The 23,884-nt window shown below is 55.6% G+C and carries 26 protein-coding genes; 8 read left to right on the top strand and 18 right to left on the bottom strand.

Features of this window, described 5'->3' with window-relative positions; genetic code table 11:
* Positions 1-6: 6 nt before the first annotated feature.
* Together BCV73_RS06480 and trhA are read right to left on the bottom strand one after the other, a co-directional pair.
* Positions 7-363: a putative DNA-binding protein gene (locus BCV73_RS06480; protein WP_089546527.1), complete on the bottom strand. Its 357-nt coding sequence runs from the start codon at positions 361-363 to the stop codon at positions 7-9.
* 126 nt (positions 364-489) lie between these two features.
* Positions 490-1,137 carry a PAQR family membrane homeostasis protein TrhA gene (gene trhA / locus BCV73_RS06475; RefSeq protein ID WP_076169553.1) on the bottom strand — a complete coding sequence of 216 codons (648 nt, stop codon included), beginning with the start codon at positions 1,135-1,137 and terminating at the stop codon, positions 490-492.
* Positions 1,138-1,366: 229 nt separating this feature from the next.
* Here trhA and BCV73_RS06470 point away from each other — a divergent pair, with 229 nt between their 5' ends.
* From BCV73_RS06470 to BCV73_RS34945, 4 genes are read left to right on the top strand one after another with little or no spacing between them, the layout of a single operon-like run.
* A complete protein-coding gene (locus BCV73_RS06470) occupies positions 1,367-2,395 on the top strand; it encodes a glycosyltransferase (protein ID WP_089546526.1) in 1,029 nt (342 codons plus the stop codon).
* A gap of 16 nt (positions 2,396-2,411) precedes the next feature.
* Complete coding sequence (locus tag BCV73_RS06465; RefSeq protein ID WP_089546525.1) at positions 2,412-3,419, top strand: polysaccharide pyruvyl transferase family protein; 1,008 nt, start codon at positions 2,412-2,414, stop codon at positions 3,417-3,419.
* 51 nt (positions 3,420-3,470) lie between these two features.
* Positions 3,471-3,905, top strand: coding sequence for a hypothetical protein (locus BCV73_RS06460; protein WP_244867304.1), 435 nt, complete (start codon positions 3,471-3,473; stop codon positions 3,903-3,905).
* 37 nt (positions 3,906-3,942) lie between these two features.
* Positions 3,943-4,146 (top strand): hypothetical protein, encoded by a 204-nt coding sequence (locus BCV73_RS34945; RefSeq protein WP_076168236.1) that lies wholly within the window; start codon positions 3,943-3,945, stop codon positions 4,144-4,146.
* Between the two features lie 253 nt (positions 4,147-4,399).
* On the opposite strand, the gene ftsY is transcribed toward BCV73_RS34945, so the two are convergent.
* From ftsY to BCV73_RS06395, 12 genes are all read right to left on the bottom strand, one after another.
* Positions 4,400-5,413 (bottom strand): signal recognition particle-docking protein FtsY, encoded by a 1,014-nt coding sequence (ftsY, locus tag BCV73_RS06450; RefSeq protein ID WP_089546524.1) that lies wholly within the window; start codon positions 5,411-5,413, stop codon positions 4,400-4,402.
* 31 nt (positions 5,414-5,444) lie between these two features.
* A complete protein-coding gene (gene smc, locus BCV73_RS06445; protein WP_089546523.1) occupies positions 5,445-9,014 on the bottom strand; it encodes a chromosome segregation protein SMC in 3,570 nt (1,189 codons plus the stop codon).
* A 156-nt stretch (positions 9,015-9,170) separates the two neighbouring features.
* Complete coding sequence (gene rnc, locus BCV73_RS06440) at positions 9,171-9,878, bottom strand: ribonuclease III (protein ID WP_076168242.1); 708 nt, start codon at positions 9,876-9,878, stop codon at positions 9,171-9,173.
* Between the two features lie 12 nt (positions 9,879-9,890).
* The gene (gene fabF, locus BCV73_RS06435; RefSeq protein ID WP_089546522.1) at positions 9,891-11,129 is read right to left on the bottom strand and encodes a beta-ketoacyl-ACP synthase II; all 1,239 of its coding nucleotides are present in this window, start codon (positions 11,127-11,129) and stop codon (positions 9,891-9,893) included.
* A 120-nt stretch (positions 11,130-11,249) separates the two neighbouring features.
* The gene (gene acpP, locus BCV73_RS06430; protein WP_019638123.1) at positions 11,250-11,483 is read right to left on the bottom strand and encodes an acyl carrier protein; all 234 of its coding nucleotides are present in this window, start codon (positions 11,481-11,483) and stop codon (positions 11,250-11,252) included.
* Positions 11,484-11,582: 99 nt separating this feature from the next.
* Complete coding sequence (fabG, locus tag BCV73_RS06425; RefSeq protein ID WP_076168247.1) at positions 11,583-12,332, bottom strand: 3-oxoacyl-[acyl-carrier-protein] reductase; 750 nt, start codon at positions 12,330-12,332, stop codon at positions 11,583-11,585.
* Between the two features lie 45 nt (positions 12,333-12,377).
* Entirely contained in the window at positions 12,378-13,316 is a 939-nt protein-coding gene (gene fabD, locus BCV73_RS06420; RefSeq protein WP_089546521.1) for an ACP S-malonyltransferase, read from the bottom strand.
* A gap of 114 nt (positions 13,317-13,430) precedes the next feature.
* Positions 13,431-14,420, bottom strand: a complete 990-nt coding sequence (locus BCV73_RS06415; RefSeq protein WP_143811832.1) for a beta-ketoacyl-ACP synthase III — start codon at positions 14,418-14,420, stop codon at positions 13,431-13,433.
* Positions 14,421-14,431: 11 nt separating this feature from the next.
* Positions 14,432-15,430, bottom strand: coding sequence for a phosphate acyltransferase PlsX (gene plsX / locus BCV73_RS06410; protein ID WP_089546519.1), 999 nt, complete (start codon positions 15,428-15,430; stop codon positions 14,432-14,434).
* Positions 15,414-16,010 (bottom strand): transcription factor FapR, encoded by a 597-nt coding sequence (gene fapR / locus BCV73_RS06405; RefSeq protein WP_076168257.1) that lies wholly within the window; start codon positions 16,008-16,010, stop codon positions 15,414-15,416. Before fapR ends, plsX begins: the two co-directional genes overlap by 17 nt.
* 227 nt (positions 16,011-16,237) lie before the next feature.
* Positions 16,238-16,411 carry a 50S ribosomal protein L32 gene (rpmF, locus tag BCV73_RS06400; RefSeq protein ID WP_036645943.1) on the bottom strand — a complete coding sequence of 58 codons (174 nt, stop codon included), beginning with the start codon at positions 16,409-16,411 and terminating at the stop codon, positions 16,238-16,240.
* Between the two features lie 62 nt (positions 16,412-16,473).
* The gene (locus tag BCV73_RS06395) at positions 16,474-16,983 is read right to left on the bottom strand and encodes a YceD family protein (RefSeq protein WP_076168259.1); all 510 of its coding nucleotides are present in this window, start codon (positions 16,981-16,983) and stop codon (positions 16,474-16,476) included.
* Positions 16,984-17,159: 176 nt separating this feature from the next.
* On the opposite strand from BCV73_RS06395, the gene BCV73_RS06390 reads away from it, so the two are divergent.
* Positions 17,160-18,392, top strand: coding sequence for a nucleotidyltransferase (locus tag BCV73_RS06390; RefSeq protein WP_089546518.1), 1,233 nt, complete (start codon positions 17,160-17,162; stop codon positions 18,390-18,392).
* Here the strand turns inward: BCV73_RS06390 and BCV73_RS06385 are convergent.
* Positions 18,382-19,422 (bottom strand): SepM family pheromone-processing serine protease, encoded by a 1,041-nt coding sequence (locus tag BCV73_RS06385; protein WP_089550126.1) that lies wholly within the window; start codon positions 19,420-19,422, stop codon positions 18,382-18,384. The genes BCV73_RS06390 and BCV73_RS06385 overlap by 11 nt on opposite strands.
* A 102-nt stretch (positions 19,423-19,524) precedes the next feature.
* On the opposite strand from BCV73_RS06385, the gene BCV73_RS06380 reads away from it, so the two are divergent.
* Positions 19,525-20,757: a nucleoside recognition domain-containing protein gene (locus BCV73_RS06380; protein ID WP_089546517.1), complete on the top strand. Its 1,233-nt coding sequence runs from the start codon at positions 19,525-19,527 to the stop codon at positions 20,755-20,757.
* Here BCV73_RS06380 and coaD read toward each other — a convergent pair.
* From coaD to BCV73_RS06365, 3 genes are all read right to left on the bottom strand, one after another.
* Entirely contained in the window at positions 20,754-21,248 is a 495-nt protein-coding gene (gene coaD, locus BCV73_RS06375; RefSeq protein WP_076168267.1) for a pantetheine-phosphate adenylyltransferase, read from the bottom strand. The two genes, BCV73_RS06380 and coaD, sit on opposite strands and share 4 nt — an antisense overlap.
* Positions 21,232-21,846, bottom strand: a complete 615-nt coding sequence (gene rsmD, locus BCV73_RS06370) for a 16S rRNA (guanine(966)-N(2))-methyltransferase RsmD (protein WP_089546516.1) — start codon at positions 21,844-21,846, stop codon at positions 21,232-21,234. Before rsmD ends, coaD begins: the two co-directional genes overlap by 17 nt.
* Before the next feature lie 497 nt (positions 21,847-22,343).
* On the bottom strand, positions 22,344-22,664 hold the full coding sequence (locus BCV73_RS06365) for a WGxxGxxG family protein (RefSeq protein WP_076168336.1): 321 nt from the start codon (positions 22,662-22,664) through the stop codon (positions 22,344-22,346).
* A gap of 502 nt (positions 22,665-23,166) precedes the next feature.
* On the opposite strand from BCV73_RS06365, the gene BCV73_RS34940 reads away from it, so the two are divergent.
* Together BCV73_RS34940 and BCV73_RS06355 are read left to right on the top strand one after the other, a co-directional pair.
* Positions 23,167-23,400, top strand: coding sequence for a hypothetical protein (locus tag BCV73_RS34940; protein ID WP_179231916.1), 234 nt, complete (start codon positions 23,167-23,169; stop codon positions 23,398-23,400).
* 110 nt (positions 23,401-23,510) lie between these two features.
* Positions 23,511-23,837: an SPW repeat protein gene (locus BCV73_RS06355; RefSeq protein ID WP_089546514.1), complete on the top strand. Its 327-nt coding sequence runs from the start codon at positions 23,511-23,513 to the stop codon at positions 23,835-23,837.
* Positions 23,838-23,884 lie beyond the last annotated feature (47 nt).

The raw sequence follows: 23,884 nt of genomic DNA, 5'->3' as shown, positions 1-23,884 counted from the left end.
AACGCTTTATTCCAATTGCTGCAATTGATTTATGATTTGATATATTCTCGTTTTATCGGATTCAGACATGCTGCTGGACTCCGTAATGCTCTGCAGCCGCTCAAGTTCTTGGCTGCGCTGCTCATGCTTCTGCAGCAGTCCCAGCTTCTCTTCATACATGTCCAGCACCTGCTCAGCCCGCTTGATATGCTCATAGACGGCCTGACGGCTGATGTCGAACTCGGCTGCAATCTCCCCGAGGGAGAAATCGTCATGAAAGTAATATTTAAGGAACGTCTGCTGCTTCTCTGTCAGCAGCTGTTCATAGAAATCAAACAAAAGGTTGATTCGATTCGTCTTCTCGAGCCGATTCTCCTGACTCACTGAGGGACACTCCCTTCGTCAAGGAAAAACACTTTACAGTTCTTTAACGTTCCTTATCATACAGAAAACAAAGAAAGATGTCAAGCAAATATCCTTGTCATCTTGAAAAGTTTCTTGTTTCTATCTTTACGACCAAGGAAGCAGATAGATCAGCACCGCAAAAAAATGCATCACGCTCCCGCCAAGCACAAACAAATGCCAAATCGCATGGTGATACGGAAAGCCCCTCCACACGTAAAAAACGGTACCAAGCGTGTACAGGATCCCGCCGGCAGCCAGCAGCCAGATGCCTCCCGAAGCCACGGCAGCCGTCAGAGGCCCCCAGGCAACCACGACCATCCACCCCATAATAATGTAGAAAATCGTGGACATAAACAGAAATCGCTTCGTAAAAAATGCCTTGAACACGCAGCCGAGCAGTGCAATCCCCCATACGGTAGCGAACAGCGACCACCCCAGCGGTCCCCGGATCGCAACCAGCATAAACGGCGTATACGAGCCCGCAATGAACAAGTAAATCGAGGAATGGTCAAAAATTTCGAACAGATCCTTGACCCTGCCCTCCTTAAAGCTGTGTACCAAGGTGGAGTTGATGTACAAAATCAGCATCGTCGTCCCGTAGATCGAAAAGCTGGCGATATGCCATGCCGTCCCCTTCATGGTGGAAAATACGATCAGCACCACCAATGCGGCAACGCTGAGCAGTGCCCCGATGCCGTGGGTAATGGCGTTCGCCACTTCTTCCTTCCGGGTATAAGTGTGTGTATTAGCCATAAACAACCCCTTCATCAATCCTTTTATTTTCACCATTATAACCTCCAAGCCGCCCGCATTTCCACTTTCCCTGGGCTTATCCCATGGCGGGGCTCATGATGGACTGACATGCTATCCGTGTCGGCCGGGCTCTTTCCCCATTTCGGCTGTAATTGGTCCTTTCATCCAATTCTATAAAGCTATCAAAGCATATATTGTAAGCGGCTGGTTGAAAGGAGGTATGTAAACTATGGCAATCATTATTTATCCGAAAACGATGAACTGGAAGTACATGAAGCAGCGGCCGCAGCAGCTCATGACTCAGCTAGGGGCCAGGGGCCACCTCGTATTCTTTGAAAACCTGGCGCCGCTGGACCGTGAATTCATAGAAGTGGAGCCGAACGTGTTTTTGTTCACCGACCATCACGCATTTATGAAGAAGCTGAAGAAGCTTCGCGAAGACCATGCGGTCGTGGGCTGGACCACCTGGGCCAAACAGCGCACACGTCTGACTTCCCTCTACCGTCCGGATGCCATCATCTATGATTGCTGTGATGAGTTTCCGCACTGGGCCAAGTATGAAGTCAAGATGGTGGATGCTTCCGACCATTTGGTTTGCACAGCCGAATCCATCCGGATGCGCCTGGAGCTGGCCTATCCTGATAAACCGGTAACGCTGATCCCGAACGGAGCTGATGCTTCCTTCTTCGATCCCGCCCCGTCCCAGCGCCCTCAAGACCTGCCGCAGGGGAAAGTCGCCGCCTATATCGGCGCCTGGGCCTACTGGCTCGATCACGATCTTTTCGCGAAGATGGCGTCGCACTATCCGGACGTGCATTTCGTGTCCATCGGTGCCGCCTACGGCGATATCCCCGACTATGCCAGGCTTCCGAATGTTCATGTGCTGGGCGAGAAGCCTCACACCGAGCTCAAAAAATATCTTCAGCATATCGACGTCGCGTTAATCCCTTTTCAGTATCACCCCATTACCCTGGCAACCAATCCTGTAAAAGCTTATGAATATATGGCATCAGGTGTGCCTGTACTGTCGACGGCGCTTCCGGAATGCATCCGTATGGAACCCCATGTCACGACGGCGACAACACACGACGATTTTATCGCCAAGCTGGGCCGGATGCTTGAAGAGCCCGACTCCCGTGAACAGCGGCTGGCTCGGATCGAATATGCGCGAAGCAACCGCTGGGAAGACCGGGGCGAAGCCGCGCACCAGGTCATTATGGACACGCTGCGGCGCAAGAGCGAGCTGAGGTCTGAATGAAAGGAGGCGTTTATCGTTGAACATTGGAGTATGCGGTTATTACGGCATGGGCAACTTCGGTGACGATCTTTTTCTGAGAACGCTGCAGCAGGTATTCGATGGCCATGTGGTATATCCGTGGACCAGCCGTCTCGATCCGGCGCAAACCGACCACGTCATTATCGGGGGCGGAGACTTGATCACGCCGTATTCGTTTAACCCTTATTATTTTCCGGATGCGCTCAAGAACCACCCCAAATGGCTGTACGGCGTCGGCATCGTGGACAACTACCCGGAGTCCAGCTGGCCAGCGGACCAGGTTGCGAAATACAGGAATTATATCCGCACGGCGCAAATGGCCGTATTCCGGGACAGCCGTTCGGCCGATATCGCACAAAGAGCCGGATTCCATCAGCATGTTCAGCAGGCCCACGATATCGTATTTGCGTACAGGCAGCCTGACTACCCAGTCAAACGATTCTCCAGCCGGCCGACCATCGGCCTGTGCCTGTTTGCTTACCCTTCGTTCCCTTTTGAAAATATGCTGCAGCTGTCGCTCCACCTGATCCGGCAGGGTTACCACCTTGTTTTTATCCCCGTGATCAACCACCCCACTAATATTTACTCGGACCTTACGGTCTGCCAGCAAATGCTCTCCCGGATCAAGGAGGCCCTCCCGGGGGCATCCGCCGAAACGCTGCCTATGCTGATGGAATTAGACCTGACGTACAGCTATATCCAGTCGGTCGATTATTTGATCACCTACAAGCTCCACCCCGCCCTGGTCGCCCTGCGCGCCGGGAAACCGGTATTCGCCCTGAGCCAGATGCGCAAGGTTGAGAGCCTGCTGGATGCGTTCGGGATGAAAAAATACTACTGCGATTACAAGCTGCCTTACGAAGATCTGCAAAACAGGGTCGACGCGTTTCTGGAGGAAAGTCCCAAAGAAATAAAGCTGCAGGAAAAGGCGATCCGCCGCGCGGAGCGTGAAAGCCTGCATCAGCTGCGTCGGCTTAAGGAAGAAATCGAGTCTTACCGATCATAGTCCCTTTCGGGAAAGCAACTGCCAATGAATTAAAGGAGGAGAATAAGAGCCATGACGTTTTTCTGGAATCATAAGCATTGGAAAATCCGGATCCGACAGCTGCATGATCAGATCCTGCATCTGAGCCATGAGCTTCATCATGTGAAGGATGACGTGCGTCAGATTGAAACAAAGCTGAATGAGCACTTGTGGGAATGGAAGGAGCTTAAGGAGGAAATCAGACGGCTGGCCCGACGGATCGAGGAGTTGGAGTCGCTGGCGGATCGCGTTGCAAGACTGGAAGAAGAAGTTATGACGGGCATTACGGACAATCCCGAGCTGCACGCCTACTTTGCAGGCAAGATCGGCAGCGAGGTCCGGGTGGATACGGCCAGTGCTACCCTGCAGGGCGTCGTGCTGACGGTAGCCGAAGACGCGGTCGAACTCCGCGAGAGCGGCGGTGACCTGCTGATCATTCCGTTCAGCCGGATTACTTCGGTTCAGTAACCAATGACAATCAATCCCACTCGAAAGGAGAACAACCATGGATTTCAAAGAATTGGTTCGCGGCTTCATAAACTCGGAAGTCGAAGTCATGACGCCAGGCGATATGATCACCGGCACGCTCATCTCGGTTAACGACGCTTCATTGATGCTGAAGGTTCCGCCGGTTATGTACGGCCCACCGGGGGATGTGGCCATCGTGCCGCTCCGGTCGGTCGAGTTTGTCAGAGTGCTGACGGATTAACGGATATGACAGGTTTGACGGGTTTGACGGGTTTGACGGGTTTGACGGGTTCGACGGGTTCGAAACACGACCCGCAGCTCGTCGATTCACTTCACGGTCAGACCTCAAGGATGTCTGATTGCTTCTGTTTGAAGCCAAAAATGCGGCGAGGCTGGAGGCATTTTGCTCGGCCCAACGCAAAAAAGAAGGGTGGCTGCATGCCATCCTTCTTTTTTTATGTCCTATTGTTATGCGTACATCCGCGCAATACGGATCAGTGCTGCGTTTCATCCTGCGCTGCGCCTTCCGCCTCCTGCTCCTGGATCAGTCCGGCGAACAGGGCATGAACAAACTGCTGGGAATCAAACGGCTGCAAATCCTCCATTTTCTCACCAAGGCCTACGAGCTTCACCGGAAGGTTGAGCTCCTGGCGGATCGCCACGACGATACCGCCCTTCGCCGTGCCGTCAAGCTTCGTCAGGACAAGACCGGTGACCCCGCTCTTCTCCCCGAACAGCTTGGCCTGGCTGAGGGCGTTCTGTCCCGTCGTTGCGTCAAGCACCATCAGCACCTCATGCGGAGCACCCGGAATTTCCCGCTGAATGACGCGGAAAATTTTGTTCAGCTCCTCCATAAGGTTCGTTTTGTTCTGCAGGCGTCCCGCCGTGTCGCAGATCAGCACATCCGCCTGGCGCTGCTTGGCAGCCTGAACCGCGTCAAACATGACCGCGGCCGGATCGGAGCCGGCATGCTGCTTGATGACCTCTACGCCTGCGCGTTCGCCCCACACTTCGAGCTGCTCGATCGCCCCGGCACGGAACGTATCGCCGGCGGCAAGAAGCACCTTTTTGCCTTCCTGCTTGAAGCGGTGGGCGAGCTTGCCGATCGTCGTCGTCTTGCCGACGCCGTTGACTCCAACAAATAGAATGACGGTAATGCCGTCTTCATTCATGCGGAGCGCGTTGTCGTCATCGCCGCGCAGCAGCTCCATCAATTTCTGCGAAAGGATCGGCTGCAGCTCCACCGCATCCTCAATCCGCTGCTTCTTCACTTCGGTACGCAGATCGTCGATCAGCTCCATGACCGTGTTCACGCCCACGTCCGCGCCGATCAGAATTTCCTCGAGCTCCTCATAGAACTCCTCGTCGATCTTTTTGCGGCGCGTCATCAGGTCGGTGACCCGTTCCACGAATCCTTTGCGCGTTTTTTCCAATCCGTCCCGGAACTGCTTCGTTACGGATTCAGTCTTGCTTGAAATGCTCTCTTTCAGCTTTCTGAAAAAGCTCATAGGTCTCCTCCATCTCTAAGGTTGAATATGCTTAAGCAATTTCCGCTTCGTCGTCTTCCAGCCGCACAGACACCAGCTTCGATACGCCGCCCTCTTCCATCGTAACCCCGTACAGGACGTCGGCTTCTTCCATCGTTCCCTTGCGGTGGGTCACAACGATAAACTGGGTCTGCTCGGAAAACTCACGGAGATACTGCGCGAACCGTGTCACGTTCGCTTCGTCGAGCGCGGCTTCGACCTCGTCCAGCACGCAGAACGGCACCGGCTTGACCTGCAAAATCGCAAACAGCAGCGCCATCGCCGTCAACGCCCTTTCCCCGCCGGAGAGCAGCTGCAGGTTCTGCAGCTTTTTGCCCGGGGGCTGGGCCACGATGTCGATGCCGGTCTCGAGCAGATGCTCCGGATCCAGCAGCACCAGATCCGCCCGGCCGCCGCCAAACAGCTTCACGAAGACCGTACCGAACTCGCGGCGGATGGCGTCAAAGGTATGCTTGAACCGCTTCGACATTTCGTCGTCCATCTCGCGGATGACCTCATAGAGCGTCGTCTTCGCTTCCACCAGGTCCTGCTTCTGCTCATTCAGGAATTCGTACCGCTCGTTGACCCGCTGGTATTCCTCGATCGCACCGAGGTTGACGTCGCCCAGCGCGGTGATGCCCCGCTTGAGCTCGCGCACCTCGGTCTGAACTGCAGGCACGTCATCCGGAATCGGATAGCGCTGCTTGGCCAGCTCGTAGCTCAGCTCATAATCGTCGCTGAGCTTCTTCAGAATGTTCTCCAGCTCCACGTCAAGCCGGTTCACGCCGATTTCGGTCTGGCGCAGCTGATCCTCCACCGCCTTGAGGCGCGTCCGCTGCTCTTTCGTTTCGCTCTCTTCCAGCTCCAGCTTCTTCGACAGCTGCGTCCGGGCCGCCCGCTTGAAGTCCAGCTGCTCGGATGCCTGCTCCTTCTTGAGCCGATACCGGTTCAAATCTTCGATCTGCTGAATGGATTCCTTCGCGTTGGTCTCCAGATCCGCCTCGATCGAAGCGAGCAGCGTCTTCGTCTGGCGCAGCTCTTTATCATGCGAATTGAATTCGCTCTGCATTCGTTTTAACTGCTCCTCCAAGGAGAAGCATTCCTGATCCAGCTTGCCTTCCCTGACTTTAAGCTGGGTAAGCTGGCTCTGCAGCTCCTCCTTCGCCGATTCGCTCGCTTTGCGGGCAAATTCGGCAGCTTGGATGGCTTGATGCGTCGCCTTTTCTTCTTCCTCCAGCTCGGCCAGCTTCTTGACAGCATTCGCCCGGGCTTCCTCAAGCTCCTTGTTCTCCTCGTTAAAGCCGGTCTTCTCCTGATCGGCCACTTCCACCTGCTCCAGCACATGCCGCAGCTCATGCTCCAGCTGCTTCAGGTCGCTGGACAAGCGCTGTTCCTCGATGCGCTTCTCGTCGCCGGACTGGCGCAGCTCGTCCAGCTTGGCCTGCGTTTCGGTCAGCTGAACCTTGACCTCCTGAATGCTCTGGCGGAGCTTGCGCAGCTGAACCTCCGTATCGTTGATCTCCTGATCGAGCTGGTCCAGCTGGCGCTTGCGGCCGAGCAGGCTGCTGTTTTTCTTATGCTGGCTGCCGCCTGTCATCGAACCGCCGGCATTGACGACGTCGCCTTCCAGCGTGACGACCCGGTAGCGGTATTGGCATCTGGCGGCAATCCGGTTCGCCACTTCCAGGCTTTCCGCGATGATAACGTTGCCGAGCAGGCTGCCGACGACCGGCGCATACCGGCCGTCGAACTGCACCAGGTCGGCCCCGATGCCGACGAAGCCTTCCACGCCTTCCACCATCGAGCGGTCACCCGCCGAAATGTTGCGGGGCCGGATGACATCGAGCGGCAGGAAGGTCGCGCGGCCGAGCTGCCGCTGCTTCAGGAAGGAGATCGCCTGGCGCGAGACCGCTTCATTATCCATGACGATATGCTGAAGGGATGCGCCGAGCGCAGTTTCCATCGCCAGCTCCAGCTTCTCAGGCACGCGGATCAGCTCGGCCACAGCCCCGTGCACGCCGGACAGGATGGAGCGCCGGGACGCTTTCAGCACTTCCTTGACGCCCAGCATAAAGCCGTCAAAATCATCGGCCATCTCTTTCATCGTATCCCGGCGGGATACCTGAGCTTCGCGCTTCTGCTCCCATTTGCGGAGCGTGCCCTGGCTCTCGTCCAGAAGCCGCTGCAGCGATTGATACCGCTCGCTCTCGCTTATGTACCCGCCGCGCAGCTCGCGGATTTCCCCGCCCAGCTTCTCGATGGCCGAATCCAGCTGCTGCTTGCGCTTCAGCAGCTCCTCCTTCTGGGTTTCCCACTTGCCGGTTTCCTCCGCGGCGCGGTTCATCCGGCGGGAGAGCGCCTCCTGCTGCTGATCCGCATAGCGGATCTCGTTGCGGGTCTGCGCCATCTGGTTCATCAGCTCCAGCAGCGTACCCTTTAACGTTTCTTCCTGCTGCTGGCTGATGCCTCCAGTCACGCCGGCCAGCTTCGATTCTTCGGCCGACAGCTGATCCCTAAGCGCCTTCAGCTCGTCCCGCGAAGCATCCAGCTTGGACTTCAGCAGGTCGATTTCCGCTTTGCGGTCTTCGAATCTCTCGTCCCCTGCCGTCAGCGACCCGGCCAGCTGCTCCCGGTTCGCTTCCAGGTTCCGCTTGCGTTCGCGGAGCACCTCTGCATAGCCTTCGCTTTTCTCATAAGCTTCGCTGTACTGAAGCAGCTCACCCTGCAGCGTCTCCACTTCTTCCTCCAGCTTGCGGAGCTGGGCGCGGTCGCTCTCGAGCTTGGCATCATGCGCCGACACGACGGTGGACAGCTGAAGCTGTTCTTCCTGCAGCACGGCGAGCTTGGCATTCGCTTCGCTCCAGGCGGCGTGAATCTGCTCGATCTGGTACACGTAGAGCGAAATTTCTTTATGCTTCAGCTGCTCCCGCAGCTGTTTATAGTGGATCGCCTTCTCGGACTGCTCCTTCAGCGGACCGATCTGATCCTCCAGCTCAACGACCAGGTCGTGGATCCGAACCAGATTCTGCTCGGTCTCATCCAACTTGCGGACGGCGTCCTTTTTACGGGATTTATATTTAACGATGCCCGATGCCTCTTCAAAAATACCTCTGCGGTCTTCGGACCGGGTGCTCAAAATCTCCTCGATCCGGCCCTGACCGATAATGGAATATGCCTCTTTGCCGATGCCTGTGTCCATGAACAGCTCCGTGATGTCCTTCAGGCGGCAGGACTGCTTGTTGATAAAATATTCGCTGTCTCCGCTGCGGTGCACACGGCGCGTCACAGTCACCTCGTTGAAATCGAGGGACAGGGCATGATCCTCATTATCCAGGGTCAGCGACACCTCGCCGAAATTGACGGCTTTGCGCGCATCGCTTCCCGCAAAGATAATATCCTCCATCTTGCCCCCGCGCAGCGACTTGGCACTCTGTTCCCCGAGCACCCAGCGGATGCCGTCGGAAATGTTGCTCTTGCCGCTGCCGTTGGGACCGACGACAGCCGTAATTCCGCGGACAAATTCCATTTCCGTTTTGTCGGCAAACGATTTGAAACCGGCTAATTCGATCCGTTTTAAAAACATATTCCCTCAATCACCTCTAAACCTAATAATACCACAACATTGCAGCTTGCGAGGACAAGCATATTCCCAATGAATAAAGAGCAAAAAGCAGTCTGAAGGCTCTTCCTGCCATCCATCCGAAAGGCGACTGCTCTTTGCTCTTTGTTTGTCCATGCTTTACAGGGAGCCGTTACCGGCCAGCTTCAGCTGCTTCAGCGCTTCGGCCGCAGCCTGCTGCTCCGCCTCTTTCTTCGAGCGGCCCGATCCTCTTCCCACACGCTCATTCCCCATATACACCTCGGAGACAAACTCGCGTTCATGCGCCGGACCGCGTTCCTCCACAATCCGGTACTCCAGAACGCCCATGTTATGGTGCTGCGTCAGCTCCTGCAGCTCTGTCTTGAAATCGCTCATGTGCACTTTGCCGCCCTCTTCCAGCAGCGGGAACACGTAGCGGTCCAGAAACGCCCGCGCCGCTTCCAGGCCTTGGTCAAGATACAGCGCTCCTACAAACGATTCAAACACATCCGCAAGCAGGGCCGGGCGGGTTCTCCCGCCGGTCAGCTCTTCACCTTTTCCCAGCAGAACGTACTGCCCGAACTCCAGCTGCTCGGCAAATTTCACCAGCGAGGGTTCGCAGACGATCGCCGCACGCAGCTTGGTCAGCTCTCCTTCGGGCCGGTTCGGAAACAGGTTGTACAAATACTCGGAAACCGTCAGCTCCAGCACGGCGTCGCCCAGAAATTCCAGGCGCTCGTTATCCTGCTGCTGGCTGAAACGGTGCTCATTGACGTAGGAAGCGTGGGTAAAAGCCTGCTTCAACAGCAGCCGATTGTGAAATTGGATTTGAAGTTTCTGTTGTAACTGCTTCAGATCTCCACTCAACAAATCGTCCCCTTACTGCTCGAATTTCTTCAGGATTACAGTGGCGTTGTGGCCGCCGAATCCAAAAGAGTTAGACATGACAACGTCCAAATCAGCCTTTCGTGCAACGTTCGGAACATAATCCAGATCGCATTCCGGATCCGGGTTGTCCAAGTTAATGGTTGGCGCCAGCATCTGGTTCTGCAGCGACAGGCCGCAAATGACCGCTTCAACGCCGCCAGCGGCTCCCAGCAGGTGGCCCGTCATCGATTTCGTCGAGCTGACCGCAACCTTGTACGCATGGTCTCCCAGCGCTTTCTTGATCGCGATCGTCTCGGAACGGTCTCCAACCGGCGTCGACGTGCCATGCGCGTTGATGTAGTCCACGTCCTCCGGCTGAATGCCCGCATCGCGCATCGCCATAGACATACAGCGCGCCGGTCCGTCCGGATCGGGCTCGGTCATGTGGTGAGCGTCGCCGCTCAGCCCATAGCCGATCACTTCGGCGATAATGTTGGCCCCGCGTTTTTGCGCGTGCTCCAGCGATTCCAGAACGAGAATCCCTGCACCTTCACCCATGACGAATCCGTCACGGCCGGTGTCAAACGGACGGCTCGCTTTCTCCGGTTCGTCATTGCGGGTGGACATGGCGCGCATAGCGCAAAAGCCGGCCATTCCCGTCGGCCGGATGGTCGCTTCAGCTCCGCCGCAGATCATCACGTCGGCATCGCCGCGCTGGATCAGCTTGTACGAGTCGCCGATAGCGTGCGATCCGGTCGCACATGCCGTCACAGGCGTCGTGTTCGGGCCTTTGGCGCCCAGCATAATCGACAATTGGCCGGAGGCCATGTTCGCAATCATCATCGGGATGAAGAACGGGCTGACCCGCTTCGGTCCCTTCTCCAGCAAAACGTTATGCTGGTCTTCCCATGTTCCGAGGCCGCCGATGCCGGAACCGATGGATACGCCCACCCGGTTCGGATCGGAGTGCTTCTGAATATCCAGCCCACTGTGCTCAAGGGCCGCTTTGCCGGCGACAACGGCAAACTGGACGAATCGGTCCATCTTGCGCGCATCCTTCCGGTCCATAAACGCCTCGGGATTAAAGTCTTTCACCGAAGCGGCAATCTGTGTAGGGTAGTCGCTGACATCAAAGGATTCGATCTGGGACACACCGGATTTGCCTTCCATCAGGTTATTCCAGAAAGTGTCCAAATCGTGGCCCAGTGACGTAACAACACCCATCCCGGTAACAACCACTCTGTGCATCAATAAGTTCACCTCTATATAAACAGCATCTGCAAAATCAATTATCCTATTTGTAAAGCCGATTCACTTGGAAAATGAGGAGAAGTCCCGCCTGTAAGAGCAGTACGGGACTTATCAAATGACTTAGGTATGAGATTGTATGTAGTTTACAACTTCACCTACGGTCGTAATTTTCTCTGCATCTTCATCAGAGATTTCCAGATCGAATTCATCTTCCAATTCCATCACCAGTTCAACAACGTCGAGAGAATCAGCACCAAGATCATCTTTAAAAGATGCTTCCAGTGTAACCTCGGCTTCGTCAGCACCCAAGCGATCGACGACAATGCGTTTTACACGCTCCAATACATCGGACATCCGGTTCACCTCCTCTTTGGTATTATACGAGAAAAGTTTTCAAAATGCCATAGACGCAATGAAAACGGTTATCTCGCTGTTTTTCCTAGATTTCCGGTATTACATGTACATACCGCCATCCACATGAAGCGTCTGCCCTGTCATGTAGGATGCCCCTTCCGTCGCTAGGAAAACCACGACTTTGGCAATTTCTTCAGGCTGTCCGAGGCGGGCGAGCGGAATGTCTTCCAGCATCTTCGCCCGGAGATCCTCAGGCAGCTCTCGTGTCATATCGGTATCAATAAAACCTGGTGCGACACAGTTAACGGTGATGCCACGCGAGGCGAGCTCACGCGCAGACGATTTGGTTAGGCCAATTACCCCCGCTTTGGCGGCGACATAATTGGCCTGCCCGGCGTTGCCCAGAACACCGACGACCGATGAAATGTTGATGATCCGGCCGTAGCGCTGCTTCATCATCGGACGGCTGACCGCCTTCAGGCAGTTGAACACGCCCTTCAGATTCGTTTCGATCACCTGATCGAATTCTTCCTCTTTCATGCGCATCAGCAAGTTATCCCGGGTAATCCCCGCATTGTTGACCAAAATATCGATTTTGCCCCACGCTGCAACGACCTCTTTAACGAGATCTTCGGCCTGTTCGCTTTTACCGACATTGCCTTGAACGGTGATCGCCTCCACGCCAAGCGCACGGATCTGCTCCGCGACCTCCTTGGCGGCGGCTTCGCTGCCTGAATAGTTGACGGCTACGTTAGCCCCGGCTTCGGCCAGCGCAAGCGCGATGCTGCGGCCGATCCCGCGGGAGCCGCCGGTAACGAGTGCTGTCTGTCCCTGTAAAGGCTTAGACATGCCCATTCCTCCTTTCCTAGAGTATACCCAAAGATTCCTGCGTAATCATTGTTCAAGACTGGCCTTGAGCGTCTCCAGGCTGTCCAGGCTGCTTACGTTAATCAGCTTGACGGATTTATCCGTCTTTTTGATCAAGCCGGTCAGCACGTTTCCGGGACCGATCTCGACAAACGTATCCACCCCTTGGGAGATGAGATAGGTCACCGTATCCTCCCACAGCACGGGAGAGTATACCTGCTCCACCAGCAATCCGCGGATTTCCTCCGCAGACGCGGCCGGACGGGCCGTCACGTTCGCAATCACGGGAATAGCCGGTTCATCGAAGTGAAGCGGCTGCAGCTTCCCGCCCAGCTTCTCGGCAGCCGATTTCATCAGCGAGGAATGGAAAGGTCCGCTTACCTCAAGCGGGATCGCTCTTTTTCCTCCGGCTTCTTTCACGCGCTCGCCCACAAGAGCGACGCCCTCCTTAGAGCCGGAGACGACGATCTGCCCCGGGCAGTTCAGGTTGGCCAGCTCCACGAGATGTCCTTCGGCCGTGATGCTGCGGCACAGCTCGGCCAGCGCTTCGCGTTCGGCACCGAGCACGGCGGCCATGGCCCCTTGTCCGCCCGGAACCGCCTGCTCCATAAATTCGCCGCGCGCACGGACCGTTCCTACCGCATCCTCAAAGCTCAGCACGCCGGAAGCCACCAGGGCGCTGTATTCGCCCAGGCTGTGTCCGGCGACAAAGTCAGGAGTAACGCCTTGTTCGCGAACCGCCTCGAATGCCGCAACGCTGGCCGTCAGGAGCGCAGGCTGCGTATTGAAGGTCTTCTTCAGCTCACTGTCCGGACCTTCAAAAATCATATTCGTCATCGGAAATCCCAGCACCTCGTCCGCACTTTCGAAAATGCGGCGGGAAGCGGAAACCGCATCATAGAAATCTTTACCCATTCCGACGGATTGGGCCCCTTGTCCGGGAAACACAAACGCAACTTTCCCCATTGCTCAGGCTCCTCTCGTATACTTCTTGATGCAAAGCTTCTATTGTATTGCTTGAATAAGCCAATTCACTTCGTAAGCTATCGATTGATCATTCACATAAGATGAATCATATGATTACCAGATCAGCACCGATGCGCCCCAGGTCAATCCTCCGCCGAAGCCGACCATCAGCACGCAGTCGCCTTCCTTCATCCGGCCTTCCTCCGCCGCTTCCACCAGCGCGAGCGGAATGGAAGCCGCCGACGTATTGGCGTACTTATCCACGTTGATGACGCATTTATCCGGCGAAAGGTCCAGGCGCTCCATGGCGGACTGAATGATACGGATGTTCGCCTGGTGCGGCACGAACAGGTCGATATCGGCCTTCGTTTTGCCTGCCTTGCGCAGGACGTCTTCCGTGGCCGTATTCATGACGCGGACCGCAAATTTGAATACTTCGCGCCCGTTCATATAAATGTAGTGCTTCTTGCCTTCGAGCGTTTCCTGGGACGCCGGCAGTCTGGAACCGCCAGCTTCCAGTTTCAGCAGCGTACCGCCGGCCCCCTCGGCTCCGAGGTCAAAGGACTGAAATCCCCGGCCTTCGGGAACTTTGCCCAGGATGACGGCTCCCGCGCCGTCACCGAACAGCACGCAGGTGTTGCGGTCGGTATAATCCGTAATCCGCGACAGCGTGTCGGCGCCGATGACCAAAGCGTTGTTGTACATGCCGGTCTTGATAAAATTGCTCGCCGTCGCAAGGCCGTAGACGAAGCCGGAGCAGGCAGCAGACAGGTCGAACGCTGCGGCTTGCTTGGCGCCGAGCTTGTCCTGCAGAATGCAGGCCGTTGACGGAAAGAACGTATCCGGGGTGATGGTTGCGACAACGATCAGGTCCAGCTCTTCAGCCGACATCCCGGCGGACTCGAGCGCCTTCAGGGCCGCTTCATAACACAGGTCCGAAGTCGCTTGTTCCGGAGAAGCGATATGCCGCTCGCGGATCCCGGTGCGGGAGACGATCCATTCGTCGTTCGTCTCTACCATCTTTTCCAGATCGCTGTTGGTTAATATTTTCTCAGGAACGTATTTGCCTGTGCCGATGATGCCTACTGAACGTAATTTTTCCATTCTCTTGTCACTCACTTCCCGCTGATTTCCTTGGATATACTCTCAACCAGTTGATTCTGCAGTGCAACGCGGGCCTGCCGGACCGCGTTCTTGATGGCGTTGCCGTCCGCCGAGCCGTGACTTTTGACGACAAGTCCGCTCAGGCCGAGCAGAGGAGCGCCACCGTGCTCCTTGTAGTCCAGCTTGCCTTTCAAATTACGCATCTGAGGCATAAGCAGGGCGGCCCCAAGCTTGCTGCGCATATTCTGGGTGAACTGCTCCTTCAGCAGCTTGAACATCGCGCCAGCCGTTCCTTCCACGGCCTTCAGCAAGATGTTGCCGGCAAATCCGTCGCACACGAGGACGTCGCAGTTCCCGAGCATAATATCCCGGGCTTCCACGTTGCCGATGAAGTTGATCGGAAGCTCCTGAAGGAGCGGGAACGCCAGCTTGGTGAGCTCGTTCCCCTTCCCTGGCTCGGTGCCCACGTTCAGCAGGCCGACCCGGGGATTCTTCACGCCCATCACCTTCTCGCGATAAAGGCTGCCCATCAGCGCATACTGCGCCAAATGCTCGGGCTTTGCGTCCATATTCGCGCCCAGATCCAGGGCCAGCACGCCAGCTTCGTCAAGCGTCGGGATCATGGGAGCCAGAGCCGGACGCTCAATCCCTTCCATCCGTCCGACAACCAGCAATCCGGTCGTCATCAGCGCTCCCGTGTTGCCTGCCGAAATCATGGCTTCCGCCTGCTTCTCCTTCAGCATCCGTCCCGCCACGACCATGGAAGCATCCTTTTTGCGCCGGACGGCTTTGACCGGTTCATCCTCGGCTTCGATTACTTCACCCGCATGATGGACCGTCAGATTGGAGGGAACCGTCCCTCCGCCTTGCTTCAGGAGCGGCAGCAACCGCTGCTCGTCCCCGACCAGAACGATCTGCGTATCTTTCCATTCGGCGGCGGCAGCCAAAGCTCCTTCCACGTTGCACTCCGGCGCATGGTCACCGCCCATGGCATCAATGGCGATCCGCATACTGTACTCCTCCTTCGCTGTTATCCTCGCCCGTCGATCTGTATATCAGAAAGTTCCCCTGGAACACCATTTCCTCGCCCACATACGTGAACACCTCAACCTTGGCCTTCCCCTTCTGGCCGGCCATAGACCGGACATAGGCTTTGGCGATGCACTTCTCTCCCAGATGAACCTGCCGCAGAAACCGGATGTCTGCCGATGCGGTCAAGGCAATCTCGTCGTTAATGAGAGCAACTGCCAGCGAGTTGGCCTGGGCGAACACATAATGTCCGCGGGCGATATGGTTTCGGGTGAACACATGCTCTTCCCGTATTTCAAAAATGGAAATGCCGCTCTTGTCCAGCTGCAGATCCACGACATCCCCGACAACCTCATCAAGCTGCAAGGAGCGAACTTGATCATAGGAGTGCTCTGCCATCTGCTTCATTCGTTCCCGCAGTTCCGGGATGCCTAGCTCCATCCGGTCAAGCCGGATCGTCTGAATGCTGACCTTCAGCTCCCGCGTCAGTTCGCGGTCGGTCACAAACGGATTTTGTTCGATAATCTTCAAAAGCTGCTGATGCCGCTGCTTCTTGGGCAACCGTTCGATGTGAGGCACCTCCCTGTCATGTCTTGTCCGTCCATGAATGTGGAACACAAACAGTCTATGAAGTTCGTCAATAGAATTCACAGGAAAAAAGAATCAATCCGGACAGTTTTCATTAGAACCTGGTACTAATGTAGTATAAAGCATGACGGGTCAAAAAGAAAGTGACAAAAAAAATAGCACCTCACCAAAGATGAAGTACTACTTGATTGTTTTTGGCATTACTGCGAAATGATTTCTCTTGATTTATACGTTCCGCACACTTTGCATACGTGGTGAGCAAGCTTCAATTCTCCGCATTGTTCACATTTCACCATGCCCGGCACTGCCAGTTTAAAGTGAGTACGACGCTTGTCACGACGTGTCTTGGACGTTCTCCGTTGAGGTACTGCCATGTTCCCACCTCCTTATTTCAATCAACCGGGGTCCCGAAGGGCCCGGAGGAATGCATTCATGCTCATTTGAAAAAGTCTTTTAGCGCTGCAAGCCGTGGATCTACCACTTCATTGTTACAGCCGCAGGCACCTTCGTTCAAGTCTCTTCCGCACGTAGGGCACAGGCCTTTGCAGGATTCCTTGCACACGACGGTCATCGGAAGATTCAGGATAAAGGATTCCTCCACGTAAGGGACGAGCTCCACAGTCTCGTTGTCCACATATATGGTTTCATCTTCTTCGTCCTCGGCTTCCTCAGGCTGCTTCTTAAGCTTGAACTGCTCGTGGAATGGAATATCCAAATGCTCATGCACCGGTGTCAGACAGCGTGAACAGGACATGTCCAGCTGTACGGATAACTCGCCTTGAACATCCACTGTATCGGGACCGACATACGAGGCTGTAAGTTCCGCTGTGAGCGGTCCGTCGGCCTTGATGTCACCCAGTCCTTTAAGCAGCGGACTTACATCCACTTGCTGACGGAGCTGCAGCGGCTCGCTGCTGGCTGCCATTTTCCTGAATTGAAAGTGCATATACATCACTCCAAACAAACAAAAATTATTATACCGATTTCCGGGGAACTTTGTCAATAGTTTCACCTTGACCTCACGTTCCCCCTTATTGTGACTGGATGCCATTCGTTTTATGATATATTTTATAACAGCCGTTAACCACGGGTGCCCAAAATGAAACGATGGAGCTGAAGACCATGTCCGCAGTCGGCCTGATTGTCGAATATAATCCTTTACATAACGGCCATGTCCACCATTATACCAGAGCCAAGGAAGTGACGGGTGCCGAGCATGCCGTCGCGGTGCTGAGCGGGCCGTTCCTACAGCGGGGCGAGCCGGGGCTTGTCAGCAAATACGCCCGCGCCGAAATGGCGCTGGCCATGGGTGCCGACCTGGTAATCGAGCTGCCGGCCGCATATGCCGTTCAGCCTGCCGAATGGTTTGCCTACGGCGCCGTCGCGCTGCTGAACGCCACCGGTGTCGTCGACAGCGTCTGCTTCGGAACCGAAAGCGGGACGCTGGAAGTGCTGCAACCGCTGGCCCGCATGCTGGCTCATGAAAGCGAAGAGCTTCAAGGCCATATCGGGCACTATTTGGGCCAGGGGATGAGCTACCCTTCCGCCTACGCGGCAGCCGCCGAGGCTCTGGCGGGAAGCGGCGGCTGGAAGGAGGATATTCTCCAGCTGCTCCATAAGCCGAACCATACGCTCGGCCTGCATTATTTGATCGCGCTCGAGCGCCTTGGCAGCCGTATGCGCCCCTACACCATCCCGCGCATCCACGCGGGATATCACGATGAAGTGCCTGGGCATACGAATATAGCCAGCGCCACCGCGGTGCGCCGCATGCTGCTCGGCCCGGCCCCTGACGAGGCCGCTCCGTATGTGCCGGCCACAACGCTCGCGATTTTGAAGCGGGAATTTGCCGCCGGACGCGGGCCGATCACCTGGGAATCGTTCCGGCAGCCGCTTCTGCACCTGCTGCTCACCACACCTCCCGAGCAGCTCGCGGCCCTGCACGAAGTGACGGAAGGGCTCGAGCATCGCCTGGGCAAGCTGCTGCCGGCCCTGACGGGAGCCGATGTGGCCGGCCTGCTCGCCGCCTTAAAGACAAAGCGCTATACCCATACGAAGCTGCAGCGGATGCTGGTGCATATTTTGCTTCGGCACTCGAAGGAGCAGCTCGCTCCTGCACGTCTTGCGGAAGGCCCCGGCTATTTAAGGATCCTGGGATTCAACAAGACGGGACAGGCTCTGCTCAAGCAGATGAAAAAGACGGCCTCCCTACCGGTGGTAATGAAGCCGTCCGCCTTCTCCCATGACCAGCTGGACCTGGACCTCCGGGCGGCGGCGGCATATGCGAACGCGTACGACGCGCCGTCGCCGGACGATTGGTACCGCGACTATAGGCAGCCGCCGGTCATGATTTAGCCTGCAGCTGGTTCATATAGTCCATCGCCTGCTCGAGGGTGCTGACCTGAACCAGCTTCATTTTCGTTTTAATCTGATCCGCTTTGGCTTTCGCCTCGTTATAGTTATCTTTCGGAACGAAGAAAATATCAGCATTCTCCCGATCCGCCGCCACAATCTTATGCTGGACGCCTCCGATCGCCCCGACCGTACCGTTCTTGTCGATCGTGCCTGTGCCTGCGACCCGGTAGCCCTTGGTCAGATCCCCGGGCGTCAGCTGGTTGACGATTTCCATCGAGAACATAAGGCCGGCGGAAGGCCCTCCGATCCGCGTATCCTTGAACTGGACCTGATGGCCCGGATCCTTCGTCTTGACCGCCTGCATCGTCGCTATGGTGACCCCGAGGCCGGCCCGGGTACTTCCCGTTTTCTGATCCTTGATCGGAATCAGCTTCAGCTTCTGCTCCAGCGTTTTGCCGCTCCGAAGCAGCTTGACGGTGACCTCATCGCCCACGTTCATCGGTTTCAGAATGCCGGCGAGCGCCGTATTGTCCGGGACCGGCTTGCCGTTGACTTCCTCAATGCGGTCGCCGGGCTTGAAGTATTTGTTGTTCACCGAATCGTCCGGCGTCGAGAACACAAACAAATACTCAGGAACGATGCTGAACGGCACCTTGGCTTCCCGGTAAGCCGCCTCCATCGCGGAGGACTGGGAGTCGCTCATCATGTAGACCTGCTCCGCCGCATACTCATCCTCGCTCATATCCCCGAGTCTCGCCTGCTTCTTGGCGACCTCATCGTTCGGGTTGAACACTGACATGACGAGCATGGCGATATTGGCGTAACTTGCCGCCACCGTCGTCATCATGAAGGTTCCGCGCTCCTCCGTATCCCCTTTGGCAATCGACAGCATCGGCTTCACCTCGTTGGCGCTGCCCGGCTGATAAATAATGTATGGTGTCGGCATATAAACGCACACGTACACCATGACTGCCACCACGAAAATGTACAGCAGAAGGCGCAAGCCCTCTCTTCTGCGCGGCCGTCTCATATTGTTGCCATCTTTCATTCCCATCCCTGCTCCCTGGTCTTATGGTTGTCTTCCCCGCATAGATTGGGTACTAGCTATGTTTACTCTTAAGAGGTGAAAATCATGAAAAAAACGACGCAGCGTCCTTCTCCCAAAGCCATGACGCTTATGCTGGGAGCGTGCGCAGCAGCTCTCGTGGCCGGTATCGTCAGTTCCCCTGCCCCCGCTTTTCAGGCTTCCCTTCAAGGCCTGAACCTATGGTGGAAAATCGTGTTTCCCGGGCTTTTGCCTTTTCTCGTCCTGTCGGAAATTCTGATCGCGTACGGATGGGTGAGCGCCCTGGGCGCTTTTCTGGAGCCGCTGATGAAGAAGCTGTTCCGTCTGCCCGGCACCGGCGGATGGGTCATGGCCATGGGGCTGACCACCGGTTTTCCGGGCGGTGCCCAGGCGGTTCAGCAGCTTCACGCCCAGGGCAGTCTTCAGGCCGAAGAAGCGGGCAAGCTCGCGGCCTTATCCCACTTCTGCAACCCGGTGATGATTCTCGTCGTGGTAGCCACCGGTCTGATGCACGATCCGGCCCTGGGCTACGGCTTGATCGCCGTTCATTGGATCGCCGGCATCCTGGCCTATCTGACCGTCCACCGGCGCATCAGACCGAAAGGAGCCGCCCCTGCGTCAGACAAGCCCCTGCAGCAGCGGCTGGAGGGCAAGCCTGCCCCGCTGCCTGCCCGCGTTCTTCAAGCGGCGGAGGAAGCGCGCGCCAAAGACGGACGCAGCTTCGGCCGGCTGCTTGGCGACTCCGTCACGCATGCCGTCCAGGTGCTGATGATGATCGGCGGCTACATCATTATTTTCTCCGTTGTCATCCAAATTGCCGGCCGGGTGACGACCGCCCGGCTTCCGATTCCGGATTACGCATTATCAAGCCTCTTCGAGGTTCATTTGGGCGCCCGGGACATCAGTGCCGCCGCGTTTGCTTCCGGTGGGCTGCAGTGGTCCGTTCTGTCTGCTCTCCTCGGATTCAGCGGCATCAGCGCCCTGCTGCAGTCCATGTCCCTGATCCGCAAAACCGGGGCTCCGTTTATGCCCATGGTCTGGACCCGGATTCTTCATGGGGCGTATGCCTTTGCCCTGACATGGTTGACCTGGACTCCGCTCGCCGCGTTGTTGGGCCGTATTCATCCCGTTTATTCCGAGAACGGCCGGTTCAGCGGCAGCCGCGGCCCGATAGAGGATCTGTGGGTACTGATGCCCCAGGTGCTGAAGTGGCAGGGACTCCTGCTCGCCTCCATCCTCGGCGCCTTGATCGTCCTTCTGATTGTGGTTCCCCGTCGCGCCAAAACGGTCCGGCGTTAAAATTTACTGCGCAGCGCCTTCTCCACTTCCGGCGGAACCAGGTCTGTCACATCTCCGTGATAGGCGGCGATCTCCTTGACGATGCTTGAGCTGAGATAGGAGTACTTCGGATTCGTCATCATAAAGACGGTCTCCGCCTCCGGGTTCAGCTTATGATTGGTCGACGCCATCTGCATCTCGTATTCAAAATCGGTGACGGAGCGAATGCCGCGCATGATAGCCTGGGCATTTTTCTGCCGCACATAGTTGGCCGTCAGGTCGCGGAAGCTGTCCACTTCGATATTCGGGATATGCCCGGTTACCTGCCGGATCAAATCCATCCGCTCTTCTACCGTAAACAGCGGGTTTTTGCTCCGGTTGTTGAGTACAGCAACGATCAGCACGTCAAACTGCTTCGCAGCCCGCTGGATGATGTCGAGATGCCCCATGGTTACCGGATCGAAGCTGCCCGGATATACGGCAATGCGCTGCTTGCTATTCGTTTCGCTCATCTTGCCCTCCTGCCCGCGGATCGTCGTCTGACGAATCCGCTGTATGTTCTTCGTATCTATAGATCGATACGGCCGTTTCACCGTACACCGCATGCCGGACGCAGGTAAATGAGCCGAACTCGGCGGGGTATTCGTAGCCTGACTCATGCTCCAGAACAATGACCGCGCCTTGCCGCAGCATATGCTTGTCCTGCATAAGGAGCATGAGCTCGTCACCGTTCTTCATCCGGTACGGCGGATCCAGAAAAACAGCGTCCAGGACCAGCCCCCGCTTTTCCAACGCCTTCAGCGCCCGGACCGCATCGTTCCGGTACACTTCCGCTTGTCCCTCCATCTTGGTCGCCTTGAGATTCGCCCGAATCGTCTCAATGCTCTTCGGGTCCATGTCGACGAGCACCGCCCGTTCCATGCCCCGGCTGAGCGCCTCGATCGCCAGTCCCCCGGTTCCCGCAAATAAATCGAGAACGGTCCCTCCGTCAAAATAAGGCCCGATCATGCTGAAAATCGCTTCCTTGACCTTGTCGGTCGTCGGGCGGGTACCCATGCCCGGCACCGCCTTCAGCGGTCTGCCCTTTGCGCTTCCCGAAACAACTCTCACTTGCTTTTCACCCATTCTATCGATGAAACCGCAGTTTCACTTGATCTGTCCGTATTCCGTTATTCTTCATCCTATGGCGTCATATCATGCCCGAATTTCGCGAGGGATATCGAATTTTGCGGAATACGAAATTATGACGATATCGTACCACAATCCCCGCAAGTTTGAAAAATGGCCCTTGAGGGATTTTTCATCTTTTTTGGAAAAGCAATGTATAAAACATCTCTGCCTGGGAATGCTTAAATTATCGACATCAAACGAATGTCGTAGACAACCGCGGAGTAAGCTTACGTTTCCCCATAAGCTCTTCGTCCGGTTTCTCCTCTCCCATGAGGGCGTCCCGCAAGGGGCGCCCAATTTTATTTCGTTATCATCCGATTGTATTTGTATCAGAACGCGCTGCACTTGTACGGTTTGTTCCTAATCATAAAAAAAGCACCCTTCAGATCACAGAATCCGAAAGGGTGCTTTTGCTTGATTATGGGATACCGAGTCGCTTAGGAGTGCTCGCGGTTTCTTCCGCGGAGTCCAATCAATCCAAGCAGGCCAAGAAGTCCAAGCCATCCCCAGTCCACGTCGTTGTTGTCATTTGCTGCGTTGGTACGGATCGTGTTGTTATATCCGTTGTTGGTACCGTAGGTGCCGTAAGTATTGTTCATACCGTTGGTGCCATAGGTTCCGTTCGTGTTGTTGGTGTTGTATGTTCCTGTAGTTCCCGTAGTGCCGGTACCAGTACCATTGCCATACGCAAATGCAGGTACGGCAACACTCATGGAAATGCAGGCTGTGAGCAGGGCTGCAGCGATACGCTTCTTCATCATTTTCACCTCCAGGTATAAGACTTCAATCGTAAGTTTCCCAAATGAGATATCACCTATGCAGTCCGCAGCCCGTATCTATTTCATCCCATGGAATATTTTTGTATTTCCCGTTTTACGCAAAAAAATGACCCTGTCACAGCGCCAAGGCCGTCAGGGTCCATTCCGTACTATATATATCAAAGGGGGTTATATATATAAATATACAAACCAATTGTGAATGAAACATTAAAACAGCATTATGCCAGTATTAATTTTTGATGTCTGTTTGGTTACGGGGCATGCGCCCATTTTTACAGGGCACTTATCACGATTTTCGCCTTCCGGCATACGCTGTTTCCATAGTTGAAAATGGGAGGCGTTAGAATGTCTTTAACTACTGGATCCCCTTATTCCTATTATCCTTATCCCTATCCTTATCCCTATCCCTATTATCCTTATTATCCTTATCCATACTACTCTCCTTATCCATATCCCTATCCTTATGCCGGATATCCCTATTTTGGCGGATACGGGGGATACGGCGGATACGGGCATGGCGGCCATGGAGGCTACCCGGGTATTGGAGGTCATGGAGGTTATCACGGTGGCGGAGGCTATGGTGGCCCTGGTGGAGGACACGGCGGGGGACCTGGCGGCCATCGCGAACCATTCGGCAGTGTGCAGGATGACGGCGAATACTTCATCCCGCCTTTCAGCCAATGAAGGAGTCCGGGGCAAGGATACGCTTTTCTAGGATCCAACTGACTCCAGATGTTAATTTGTGCAGCAGGTCATGAACTGGAATTATTTGCATATGATTTTTACGTATCCTGATGTTGGCAATTTATAACCGGAGGTGTGTGTATGAAGCTCAGAAGCGTAGACAACACGATTGTCGCTCTGATTGGCATTTGGTTTATTATCGCTCCCTGGATTTTCGGGTTCTCTGACGATAACGGCGCATTGTGGACCAGCGTCATTATCGGTGCCGTTCAGCTGATCGTCTCATTGTGGGCGTTCTCCAGTTCGGGATGGGGCTCCTGGCAAAATTGGATTTCGCTAATTGCCGGAGTTTGGTTCATCGTATTCCCTTTCGTTTATTCCGTAGATACAAGCGCATTATGGACCAGCATTATTCTTGGTGCCGTAACGGTGCTTCTCAATTTGATCACGATGGGCGCCAAAGATTAAACCCGAGGCAGAAAAGCCGCGGATCAGCGTACCTTAGAACAGCCCTT

It is taken from the genome of Paenibacillus sp. SSG-1, from assembly GCF_002224835.1.
Taxonomy (GTDB): domain Bacteria; phylum Bacillota; class Bacilli; order Paenibacillales; family Paenibacillaceae; genus Paenibacillus_AQ; species Paenibacillus_AQ favisporus.
This window is presented reverse-complemented; position numbering and strand designations above follow the sequence as displayed.